Origin of the sequence: Paenarthrobacter sp. A20, assembly GCF_024168825.1 — a bacterium.
GTDB lineage: Bacteria > Actinomycetota > Actinomycetes > Actinomycetales > Micrococcaceae > Arthrobacter.
In genome coordinates, this window is sequence record NZ_JALJWH010000001.1 from 1,924,004 (window position 1) to 1,936,507 (window position 12,504).

The following is a 12,504-nucleotide window of genomic DNA, read 5'->3' on the forward strand; positions in this document are numbered from 1 at the left end:
ACCTTCGAAGGCTTAGGCGTTCGCGATCAACCCCAGTTCAGCCTTGGAAGCCAACGCCGAGTGCTTCGGGAACACTCGAACCGTGTAGCCGAAGGAGCCCGAGCGGTTGATGACCACGGAGCCATGGAAGAGGTGGCGTCCGCCGCCGAGGTCCTCCAGGGAGTCCAGTTCCGCAACCACGATGTCCTCGAGCTCGTCGGATTCCTCCGCGCGGCCGAAGGCCACCTCCACGGACACGTCATCCGGGGTGAGGCTGTTGAGGGCCACGTAGGCGTTGACCTGGAGGCTGTCGCCCACCTGGGGTTCCTCGGAGACACCCACGGAGTCAACGTGTTCCACCACGACCTGGGGCCACGCGTTCCGGACCTTGGTGGTCCAGGCGGCGAGTTCCTTGGCTTCCTTGAACGATTCGGCAACTGCCCTGCGCCCGGAGACAGCGGCCGGGCAATAGAGGTTGTTGACGTAGTCGTGGAGCATGCGTTCGGCCGAGACTGCGGGACCCAGGTTGGCCAGGGTGTGCTTGATCATGGATACCCAGTGGGTGGGTACGGTCTCAAGACTGGACTCGGAGGGTCCTGCAGCACCGGCGCCCTGGGCCACCGTGGTTCCGTAGAATCGTGGAGCCACCTGGTTCTCGAGCAGCTCATAGAGCGCTGATGCCTCGATGTCGTCCCGTTCATCGGCGGAGGCGCCATTGTTCGCGGTGGGGATCGCCCAGCCGTTTTCGCCGTCGTACATTTCGTCCCACCAACCGTCAAGGACGGACAGGTTGAGCGAGCCGTTGATGGCGGCCTTCATCCCGGAGGTGCCGCAGGCTTCCAGAGGGCGAAGCGGGTTGTTGAGCCAGACGTCGCAGCCGGGGAACAGCGTCCGGGCCATGGCGATGTCGTAGTTCGGCAGGAACACGATCCTGTGCCGCACTTCGGGGTCGTCAGTGAAGCGCACCAGGTCCTGGATCATCTTCTTGCCGGCGTCGTCAGCGGGGTGCGACTTGCCGGCGATGACCAGCTGGATGGGGTGCTTCGGGTCCAACAGGAGGGCCTTCAAGCGTGCGGGGTCGCGCAACATGAGGGTGAGCCGCTTGTACGTGGGCACACGGCGCGCAAAACCGATCGTGAGCACGTCCGGGTCCAGCACTGAATCGGTCCAGCCCAGTTCGGCATCCGCTGCGCCGCGCTTCTTCCACGAAGCCCGGAGCCGGCGTCGAACGTCGTCGATGAGCTGCGCGCGCAGTTCCCTGCGAAGCCTCCAGACGTCTTCGTCGCTGACGTTGTAGGCCAAGTCCCAGCGTCCCAGTGCTTCGGCTTCTGCACCGAACTGGGTCCGTGCCAGCGAAGAGATGCGCGGGTCAACCCACGTGGGCACGTGGACGCCGTTGGTAACGGAGGCGATGGGGATTTCGGAGTGGTCGAATCCTGGCCACAGGCCAGCGAACATCTCGCGGGACACCACGCCGTGCAGCTTCGCCACGCCGTTGGCGCGCTGCGCAAGCCGCAGGCCCATCACCGCCATGTTGAAAACGGAAGGGTTGCCGCCGTCGTAGTTTTCGCGGCCCAGCTCAAGGATCCGGTCAGTCGGTACGGCAGGCGCCAGCCCGGCTTCAAAGAAATGCTTGATCTGCACGGTCTCAAAGCGGTCGATGCCTGCGGGGACCGGCGTATGCGTCGTGAAGACGGTGGACGCGCGTCCGGCGGCGAGGGCTTCGTCCCAGCTGAGGGGCTCGTTGGGATCGGACATGGCTTCCTGGATGCGTTCGATTCCCAGGAAACCTGCGTGGCCTTCATTGGTATGGAACACTTCCGGCGCCGGTGTGCCGGTGAGTTCCTGGTAGACGCGGAGGGCCCTGACGCCACCCATGCCCAGGAGGAGTTCCTGCTGCAACCGGTGGTCGCCGCCGCCACCGTAAAGGCGGTCGGTGATGCCGCGCGCGGCCTCGTCATTGGAGGGGACGTTGGAGTCCAGCAGCAGCAGCGGAACGCGTCCGACGTCGGCACGCCACACATGCGCGTGGAGTTCCCGGCCGTTGGGCAACGGAAGCGAGATCTGGACCGGCTTGCCGGGCGCGCCGTCCTTGGCCGGGTGGCGAAGCAGCGTCAGCGGCAAGCCATCAGGGTCCAGCACCGGGTAGGTTTCCTGCTGCCACGCATCGCGGGACAGCGACTGCTTGAAGTAACCGGCCTGGTAGAGGAGCCCGACCCCGATCAGCGGCACGCCCAGGTCCGAGGCGGCCTTAAGGTGGTCGCCTGCCAGGATGCCCAGGCCGCCGGAGTACTGCGGAAGCACTTCCGTGATACCGAACTCGGGGGAGAAGTAGGCAATGCACGCCGGAGCGTCTTCGCCGAGGCCCTGGTACCAGCGTGGTTCGCTGAGGTAGCGGTCCAGGTCGGCGGCGGCGTGCTGCACGCGCTCCACTACTTCGCCATTGTTGGCCAAGTCCTGCAACTGTTCGCGGCTGATCGACCCAAGAAGAGCTATGGGGTCGTGCTGCGACGCCTCCCAGAGAGCCGGGTTGAGGCTCGCAAAAAGTTCCCGAGTGGGCCGGTGCCATGACCAACGTAAATTGGTGGCCAGACGTGCCAGGGGCCGGATGGGCTCAGGGAGGACGGTACGGACTGTAAACCTTCGAATTGCCTTCACGAGCGCCACACTAACGGACTCACATGGCAGTCGGAACCGCATTGGGTTTCTTTTAGGTAAAAGACATCTTGCGTCGAGAAGAAAGGTCGTGTGCTTAGCATTCTGTGATGTTTCTCGCTAACGTCGTGCTTGTGACGAATACCGTGCGAACCATCACCGCTCTGAAATCCAAGACGAAAACGGACATCACCGACGGACTTCGCTTCGGCCGGTTCCCCATCACGGCCGTTCAGCCGGTTGTTGAGGGTGGCCGTTTCCCGGCGAAGGCCTTGCCGGGGGAGGACCTCGTGGTTGGCGCCACGGTGTTCCGTGAAGGCCACGACCAGCTGGGCGTTTCCGCTGTGCTGCTCGATCCCAGGGGCAGGGAGCGCCAGCGCGTCCGGCTGAGCCCTGCGCAGGGTGAGCAGTGGAAGGGCCTGGACCGCTGGGAGGGCCTGATCACGCCGGGCGGCACCGGGGCCTGGTCGTTCGTTATCGAGGCCTGGCATGACCGCTACGGAACGTGGCACCACAATGCAGAGGTGAAGGTCGCTGCCGGAATCGACGTCGAGTTGATGCTCGCCGAGGGCGCCGCCCTCCTGGCAGGAGCAGCCGACAACGCCGGACGTACCGGCGCGGAAAAGCGCACCTTGCGTGCCGCTTCCGTTGTGCTGGCAGACACCACCAAAACCGCCGAACAACGCCTCGGCGCCGGTTTCAGCCCTGAGGTGCTGGCCGCCGTCGAACGTCTTCCGATCCGCGAGCTGGTGACCGTATCGGAGCGTTTCCCGCTGCAGGTGGAGCGCGACCTCGCGGGCCGTGGCTCCTGGTACGAATTCTTCCCCCGCTCCGAGGGCGCCGTGTTGGACCACTCCACCGGCACGTGGACTTCCGGTAATTTCCGCACGGCTGCCAAGAGGCTCGACGCCGTAGCGGACATGGGCTTCGACGTCATCTACCTGCCGCCCATCCATCCGATCGGCTTCCAGCACCGTAAGGGCCGCAACAACACCTTGACGCCGGGACCGCAGGATCCCGGTTCGCCGTGGGCCATCGGCTCCAAGGACGGTGGCCACGATGCCATCCACCCGGAACTGGGTACGTTCGAGGACTTCGACGCGTTCGTGGCGCGTGCCAACGAGCTGGAACTCGAGGTAGCTTTGGACCTCGCCCTGCAGGCAGCTCCGGACCACCCCTGGGTGACGTCCAACCCCGAATGGTTCACCACCCGAGTGGACGGTTCCATCGCCTACGCAGAGAACCCGCCGAAGAAGTACCAGGACATTTATCCCCTGAACTTCGACAACGATCCCACTGGCCTTTCCAAGGAAATTCTGCGGATCGTGCAGTTGTGGATCAGCCATGGCGTGAAGATTTTTCGCGTGGACAATCCCCACACCAAGCCTGTCTGGTTCTGGGAATGGCTGATTGGCAAGATCAACAAAAAGAACCCGGAGGTTGTTTTCCTGGCGGAGGCTTTCACCCGTCCCCCGATGATGCACGCGTTGGGCCGGGCAGGATTCCAGCAGTCCTACACGTACTTCACATGGCGGAACACCAAGACGGAGCTTGAGCAGTACTTCCACGAGGTCAGCCACGAGAGTCCGGCGTTCTTCCGCCCGAACTTCTTTGTGAACACCCCGGACATCCTCACCGAGTACTTGCAGTACGGCGGTCCGGCAGCCTTCCGTATCCGGGCTGCACTGGCTGCGACTGCCAGCCCGCTCTGGGGTGTGTATGCCGGTTATGAGTTGTATGAGCACGTAGCCCGGCCTGGCGCCGAGGAGTACATCGACAACGAAAAGTACGAGTACAAGGCGAGGGACTGGGATGGCGCAGCCGAGTCCGGACGCACCCTGGCTCCGTACATCACCAGGCTCAACACCATCCGCAAGGATCATGTTGCCCTGGGTGACCTGCAGAACCTGACGCTGCACAGCAGCACGGACGATGCCACGATCGTGTACTCCAAGCACAAGACGCTGCCGGACGGAACCAAGGACACCTTGATCATTGTGGTCAACGTGGATCCGCACAGCGCCCGCGAGAGCACGGTCTCCCTGGACTTGGCGGCCCTGCAACTGGACCCCCGGGATCTCAATGAGGACGGCAGGTTCCGGGTGGATGACTTGATCAGCGGCCAGAGCTGGGAATGGGGCGAGCACAACTACGTCCGCCTGGATGCCCACGTGGAACCGGCTCACATCCTGAGCATCCGGAGGCAGCCTTAGTGAGTTTTTCCCCGCAGAACCCGAGCCAGTACTTCACTCCGAAGAACACCTTCGAGTTGAACGCCCCAGGTCTCCAGCATGATCCCAACTGGTACCGCAAGGCAGTCTTCTATGAGGTACTGGTGCGGGCCTTTGCGGATGCCAACGGGGATGGGTCCGGCGACTTCCATGGGTTGATCGAGAAGCTGGACTACCTGCAGTGGCTCGGCGTTGACTGCCTATGGTTGCCGCCGTTCTTCCATTCCCCGTTGCGCGATGGCGGCTATGACATTGCGGACTACACGTCCGTACTGGATGAGTTCGGCACCATCAGCGACTTCAAGCGGCTGGTTGCCGAGGCACACGCCCGCGGCGTCAGGGTGATCATCGATCTTCCCTTGAACCACACGTCGGACCAGCACCCTTGGTTCCAGGAATCCCGCAAGGATCCCACAGGTCCCTTTGGCGATTTCTATGTGTGGAGCGATACCGACGAGAAGTACCAGGACGCCCGCATTATCTTCGTTGACACCGAGGAATCGAACTGGACGTTCGATCCCATCCGGCGGCAGTTCTTCTGGCACCGTTTCTTCAGCCACCAACCGGACCTGAACTTCGAGAACCCCAAGGTCATCGAGGCCCTCTATGACGTGGTCCGGTTCTGGCTGGACCAAGGGATCGATGGCTTCCGGGCCGACGCCATTCCGTACCTGTTCGAGGAAGACGGCACCAACTGCGAGAACCTGCCGGCAACGCACACGTTCCTGCAGGACCTACGGCGCATGGTGGACGCGAACTATCCCGGCAGGGTGATCATTGCCGAGGCCAACCAGCCCCCGCATGAAGTGGTGGAGTATTTCGGTACCGAGGAAGCGCCCGAATGCCACATGGCGTTCCACTTCCCCATCATGCCGCGGCTCTACTACGCACTCCGGGACCAGAAGGCCGCGCCTATCATCGAGACCTTACGCGACACCCCGGAAATTCCCAAGGGGGCCCAGTGGGGAACTTTCCTGCGGAACCACGATGAACTCACCTTGGAGATGGTGCCGGGGGAGGAGCGCGCCGCCATGCTGGGCTGGTATGCCCCCGATCCCCGGATGCGTGCCAACATCGGCATCCGGAGACGTTTGGCGCCTCTGTTGGACAACTCCCGCTCGGAGATCGAGCTCATCAACGCGCTGCTGCTCTCCCTGCCCGGCAGTCCCTTCCTGTACTACGGGGACGAAATCGGCATGGGAGACAACATCTGGCTCGATGACCGCGATGCCGTCCGCACTCCAATGCAATGGAACCCGGACCGAAACGCCGGTTTCTCGGGGGCCGATCCGGGCAAGCTGTACCTTCCGGTCATCCAGTCGCTCGTCTACAACTACAGCATGGTCAACGTTGAAGCCGAGGCCGCCCACTCGGGTTCACTGTTGCGCTGGACCCGGCAGATCCTCAGCGTGCGCAAGAACCACCCGGTGTTTGGTTTGGGCGGTTTCCGGCACATTGAAGCGGACCACGAGGTGGTGCTTGCCTACGTTCGGGAACTGCCGGCGGGCAACCCTGAGGGGGAGGACGCCGAAACCATTCTGTGCGTCTTCAACCTCTCCCAGCACCCCGTGGCGGCAACGTTGGACATCCCTGAGTTCGCAGGCCGCGGCCTGCGCGATATTTTCGGCGGCCAGCCCTTCCCGGCCGTCGGCGACAACGGTCATCTGACCGTGATGCTGGGCAGCCACAGCTTCTACTGGCTGAGGGTCCGCTCGGCCTTTTCCAATCCCTCGTCGCCTTTTACCCAGGCGATTCCCGTGGTGACCTCCAAAGGATGAGATGAGCAAGGACAACTTGAACCCCTCCGTTGAAGGACTTCTCCGTAACTGGCTTCCAGGCAAGCGCTGGTTCCCGGTCAATAGCCCCGATTTTGCGCTGGAGCAGGTGGGCGGTTTCAGCCTCCCGGGCACTGGCGGTGACGCTGCTTTTGAGGTGGTGCTGCTGGCCGTGACCTACCGGACGGCCGACGGCGGTCCCCGGACCGACGTGGTCCAGGTTCCGTTGAGCTATCGGAGCCAACCGCTGGTGGACGCTCCGGCCGCCTTGGTGGGTGAGTTTACCGACGATTCGGGCCTCCACCTGATCTACGACGCCGTCTTCGACGCCGGGTTCGTCGCCGCCTGGTTGGAGTTGATGCGCAGCGAGGGCCTGGTGGGACTCGCCCAGGGGCACCTGACGCGTGGACGCGTCGCGCTCCCGGAAACACCCACCTCCGTACGCGTTCTGTCCGGGGAGCAGTCCAACACGTCCGTCATCATCGACGACGGCCATTCGGCGGCGATCGTGAAGATCTTCCGAGTGCTGGCGGCTGGCAGGAATCCCGAGGTTGAACTGGGCGCTGCCCTGACCGCAGCCGGGACCAGTGAGGTTCCCGCGACGCTCGGCTGGATCACGGGCTCGTGGGACGGGCCGGCGTCGAACGGTACAGCAGCGGCGACTGGCGAGCTGACTGTAGCCCACGAATTCCTGGTCGGTGGATTGGACGCCTGGCGGTTGGCAGTAGAGGCCGCAGCAGCCGGCAAGGACTTCACCGCCGAGGCCCGTGGGCTGGGGGCGGCCACTGCCACGGTCCACGCCAGGCTCGCGCAAACCTTTGGAATCCAGGACGGCCAGGAACAGGGCCCGGACATCATCGCAACTGTTGTCCGGCGCGTCCGCCAGTCGTGGGCAGAAGCCGCATCCGCCGTCGGGCCTTATGACGACAATCTGGAAGAGCTGCTGGCGGCTCTGGATCCCCGGGACGTTGGCCGGTTGCAGCGTGTGCACGGTGACCTGCACCTGGGGCAGATCCTTTTGGTTCCCGGCGCCGAGGGGCAGCCGGAACGTTGGGCGATCCTCGACTTCGAGGGCGAGCCGCTACGGACCATCGATGAACGTAATACTCCCGATCTTCCCCTCCGCGATGTCACGGGCATGCTGCGCTCGTTCGACTACGCTGCCGGTGCCGCGACGCGCGAAAATGCGAACGCCAAGGTTCCCGACTCCTGGGTGGACGAGTGCGCAGAAGCGTTCCTTGAGGGGTACATCGAAGTCACTCCCGGAACCATAGACCGCCGCTCGCCGCTCTTTGTGGCATTGTGGCTGGACAAGGCTTTATACGAGGTGGTTTACGAGCTGCGGAACCGGCCCGACTGGCTGTCCATACCGGTGAATGCATCGCGAAAAATCCTCGACAACTCAAGCCGCGGCAAGCATGCGGCAGCTATAGCGGAAGGTAAAGACATGACTGGCTCTGCACGCACCGAACGGCCGCGAGTCCCACTGCATGTGGACACCGAGACCTTGGAACGCGTGGCAGCCGGCGCCTACCATGCGCCGCACTCTGTTCTCGGCGCACATCTGGACGACCACGGCCACGTCACCATCCGAACGGTGAAGCACCTCGCCAAGTCCGTGGTGGTGGTGACCGAAACCGGCCGCACGGAAATGACTCACGAAGCGCATGGCGTGTGGGTTGCCGTCCTGGAACCGCTGCAGGCCGGCCACGTGCCGGACTACCGTTTGGAAGTGGTGTACGACGCCGAACCGGTCACCATCGATGACCCGTACCACTACCTGCCTACCGTAGGTGAGGTGGACCTGCACCTCATCGGTGAAGGTCGCCACGAACGCCTTTGGGACGTCCTCGGTGCCCACGTGCAGCACTACAGTTCCGCGCTCGGCGATGTAGATGGGGTCTCGTTCGCCGTCTGGGCACCGAACGCCCAGGCTGTCCGGGTTAAGGGCGACTTCAATGGATGGGACGGGCGCTCGCATGGAATGCGCTCGCTGGGTTCGTCCGGCGTCTGGGAACTGTTCATTCCGGGTGTTGTAGCAGGGGCGTGCTACAAATACGAGATCCTCACCAAGGGAGGTCACTGGGTAGAGAAGGCCGATCCCTTGGCTTTCGGCACCGAGGTTCCGCCGCTGACCGCCTCACGCGTCGTGGATCCCAGCTACCGCTTCAAGGACGCGGAATGGATGAATGCCCGCGCTCAGATGGACCCGCATAACTCACCCATGAGCGTCTACGAAGTCCATTTGGGTTCGTGGCGCCTGGGCCTTGGCTATAAAGAACTGGCCAAGGAGCTCGTGGAATACGTCACATGGCTTGGCTTCTCGCACGTTGAGTTCATGCCGGTGGCGGAGCACCCCTTCGGCGGATCCTGGGGCTACCAGGTGACGTCCTACTTCGCGCCGACGTCGCGGTTCGGGCACCCGGATGAGTTCCGGTTCCTGGTGGACTCGCTGCACCAGGCGGGCATTGGCGTCCTCCTGGACTGGGTACCGGCCCACTTCCCCAAGGATTCCTGGGCGCTGGCACAGTTTGACGGCCAGCCGCTGTACGAGCACTCCGACCCCGCACTCGGCGAGCACCCCGACTGGGGAACTTTGATCTTCGACTTCGGACGCAGCGAGGTCAGGAACTTCCTGGTGGCCAATGCGCTGTACTGGCTGGAGGAGTTCCACATCGATGGCCTGCGCGTGGACGCCGTGGCCTCCATGATCTACCTGGACTACTCCCGTGAGGAAGGACAGTGGCGGCCCAACAAGTTCGGCGGACGCGAAAACCTCGAAGCTATTTCCTTTATGCAGGAAGTCAACGCGACGGTTTACAAGTCGCACCCGGGCGCCATCATCATCGCCGAGGAATCCACCGCGTTCCCGGGGGTAACCGCCCCCACCAACCACGGAGGCCTGGGCTTCGGCCTGAAGTGGAACATGGGGTGGATGCACGACTCCCTGAAGTACATCTCCGAAGACCCCATCAACCGCAAATGGCATCACGGCACCATCACGTTCTCCATGGTCTACGCCTTCACGGAGAACTTCCTGCTGCCCATCAGCCACGACGAGGTAGTTCACGGCAAGGGTTCGATGCTCCGGAAGATGCCTGGTGACCGTTGGCAGCAGCTGGCAAACCTCCGGGCCTTCTTCGCCTACCAGTGGGCACACCCGGGCAAACAGCTCATCTTCATGGGCAGCGAGTTTGGACAGGAGGCCGAATGGTCCGAGCAATATGGACTGGACTGGTTCCTCGCCGACATTCCCGCCCACCGGGGACTCCAGCTGCTGGTCAAGGACCTGAACGGGATTTACTCGTCCACGCCGGCCCTCTACGAACGGGACAACGAGGCCGGTGGTTTCCAGTGGATCAATGGCGGGGATGCGGACCACAACGTCCTGACGTTCATTCGCTGGGATCACAACGGCAAGCCGTTGGTATGCGCCGTCAACTTCTCAGGCGGCCCGCACCAGGACTACATCCTGGGAGTTCCGTCTTCTGGGGAGTGGAGGGAAGTCCTGAACACCGACTCTGAAACGTATGGCGGTTCGGGTGTGGTCAATGCGGGATCGCTGAAGGCTTCGGCGCCAGGGACCGACGGTCAGCCCGCAGCGTTGACCATCACGCTTCCGCCTCTTGGCGCTTCCTGGTTCACGCCAGCTGAGTAGAGACTTGGCTCCTAGGGGGATTCAGTAGGCCGTGAGGGGTCCGGAGCCACGCGCTCCGGGCCCTCTTCCCTTTGTTTCCGGGGATTTTTCTCGAACGAAGAGGCATGTCGCTGAGCGGTTTTGCCATCCCGGCCGAGTAGGGGTATAGTTAGTACCCGCGCTGCTCCCCAGTGGAGGACGGTGAAGCTGACAAGAAACCGCAAGGAAAATCAAGTCAAGTTCACCGATTTGACCCGGAGGCAGGCAGCGTGTAAGTTTGAAAAGTTGCTCCGGAGCGATCCTGGACCCTGTGGGGTGTGGGTGGTGCCGGGTGTGTCTGTTGTTTGAGAACTCAATAGTGTGCCAAGTTTGTTGATACCGATTGTTTTATTGATTGGTTGAAATTTATGCCAGTTCTGTCATGCACCCCCGTGTGTGGTGGGCTGGTTTTCAGCTGGTTTCGAATTTTGTGCAGCCGCGTTCTACCGTTATTTCCGGTGGGTGTGGTTGTGTCTGTTTGATTTGTTTTACTTCAACGGAGAGTTTGATCCTGGCTCAGGATGAACGCTGGCGGCGTGCTTAACACATGCAAGTCGAACGATGATCCCAGCTTGCTGGGGGATTAGTGGCGAACGGGTGAGTAACACGTGAGTAACCTGCCCTTGACTCTGGGATAAGCCTGGGAAACTGGGTCTAATACCGGATATGACTCCTCATCGCATGGTGGGGGGTGGAAAGCTTTTGTGGTTTTGGATGGACTCGCGGCCTATCAGCTTGTTGGTGGGGTAATGGCCTACCAAGGCGACGACGGGTAGCCGGCCTGAGAGGGTGACCGGCCACACTGGGACTGAGACACGGCCCAGACTCCTACGGGAGGCAGCAGTGGGGAATATTGCACAATGGGCGCAAGCCTGATGCAGCGACGCCGCGTGAGGGATGACGGCCTTCGGGTTGTAAACCTCTTTCAGTAGGGAAGAAGCGAAAGTGACGGTACCTGCAGAAGAAGCGCCGGCTAACTACGTGCCAGCAGCCGCGGTAATACGTAGGGCGCAAGCGTTATCCGGAATTATTGGGCGTAAAGAGCTCGTAGGCGGTTTGTCGCGTCTGCTGTGAAAGACCGGGGCTCAACTCCGGTTCTGCAGTGGGTACGGGCAGACTAGAGTGATGTAGGGGAGACTGGAATTCCTGGTGTAGCGGTGAAATGCGCAGATATCAGGAGGAACACCGATGGCGAAGGCAGGTCTCTGGGCATTAACTGACGCTGAGGAGCGAAAGCATGGGGAGCGAACAGGATTAGATACCCTGGTAGTCCATGCCGTAAACGTTGGGCACTAGGTGTGGGGGACATTCCACGTTTTCCGCGCCGTAGCTAACGCATTAAGTGCCCCGCCTGGGGAGTACGGCCGCAAGGCTAAAACTCAAAGGAATTGACGGGGGCCCGCACAAGCGGCGGAGCATGCGGATTAATTCGATGCAACGCGAAGAACCTTACCAAGGCTTGACATGAACCGGTAATACCTGGAAACAGGTGCCCCGCTTGCGGTCGGTTTACAGGTGGTGCATGGTTGTCGTCAGCTCGTGTCGTGAGATGTTGGGTTAAGTCCCGCAACGAGCGCAACCCTCGTTCTATGTTGCCAGCGCGTTATGGCGGGGACTCATAGGAGACTGCCGGGGTCAACTCGGAGGAAGGTGGGGACGACGTCAAATCATCATGCCCCTTATGTCTTGGGCTTCACGCATGCTACAATGGCCGGTACAAAGGGTTGCGATACTGTGAGGTGGAGCTAATCCCAAAAAGCCGGTCTCAGTTCGGATTGGGGTCTGCAACTCGACCCCATGAAGTCGGAGTCGCTAGTAATCGCAGATCAGCAACGCTGCGGTGAATACGTTCCCGGGCCTTGTACACACCGCCCGTCAAGTCACGAAAGTTGGTAACACCCGAAGCCGGTGGCCTAACCCTTGTGGGGGGAGCCGTCGAAGGTGGGACCGGCGATTGGGACTAAGTCGTAACAAGGTAGCCGTACCGGAAGGTGCGGCTGGATCACCTCCTTTCTAAGGAGCTGCTAGCAACTGGTTGCTGCGCCTGCATGGGTGTGGTGGTGGTTGTCAGTGTTGCCCATTGCGCAGGCGTCTGTTCTGCGGTGGGTGCTCATGGGTGGAATATCAACGAATCAAACTTGTTTGGCATGGCCTTTACCGGTTGTGTCCTGGTGCCAGTACGGCGACC

General features: G+C 61.9%; 4 protein-coding genes and 1 rRNA gene. 4 read left to right on the top strand and 1 reads right to left on the bottom strand.

All coding sequences use genetic code 11. The features are described 5' to 3' along the window. Positions 1 to 12 precede the first annotated feature (12 nt). On the bottom strand, positions 13 to 2,637 hold the full coding sequence (gene glgP, locus J3D46_RS09200; protein WP_231342686.1) for an alpha-glucan family phosphorylase: 2,625 nt from the start codon (positions 2,635 to 2,637) through the stop codon (positions 13 to 15). A 104-nt stretch (positions 2,638 to 2,741) separates the two neighbouring features. Here glgP and J3D46_RS09205 point away from each other — a divergent pair, with 104 nt between their 5' ends. The 4 genes from J3D46_RS09205 (at position 2,742) to J3D46_RS09220 (ending at position 12,329) form a co-directional block, all read left to right on the top strand. Then, complete coding sequence (locus tag J3D46_RS09205) at positions 2,742 to 4,847, top strand: alpha-1,4-glucan--maltose-1-phosphate maltosyltransferase (protein ID WP_231342687.1); 2,106 nt, start codon at positions 2,742 to 2,744, stop codon at positions 4,845 to 4,847. Beyond that, a complete protein-coding gene (gene treS / locus J3D46_RS09210) occupies positions 4,847 to 6,643 on the top strand; it encodes a maltose alpha-D-glucosyltransferase (RefSeq protein WP_231342690.1) in 1,797 nt (598 codons plus the stop codon). Before J3D46_RS09205 ends, treS begins: the two co-directional genes overlap by 1 nt. Before the next feature lies 1 nt (position 6,644). Further along, a complete protein-coding gene (locus J3D46_RS09215; RefSeq protein WP_253466598.1) occupies positions 6,645 to 10,298 on the top strand; it encodes a 1,4-alpha-glucan branching enzyme in 3,654 nt (1,217 codons plus the stop codon). Between the two features lie 511 nt (positions 10,299 to 10,809). Then, a 16S ribosomal RNA gene (locus tag J3D46_RS09220) occupies positions 10,810 to 12,329 on the top strand. Positions 12,330 to 12,504 lie beyond the last annotated feature (175 nt).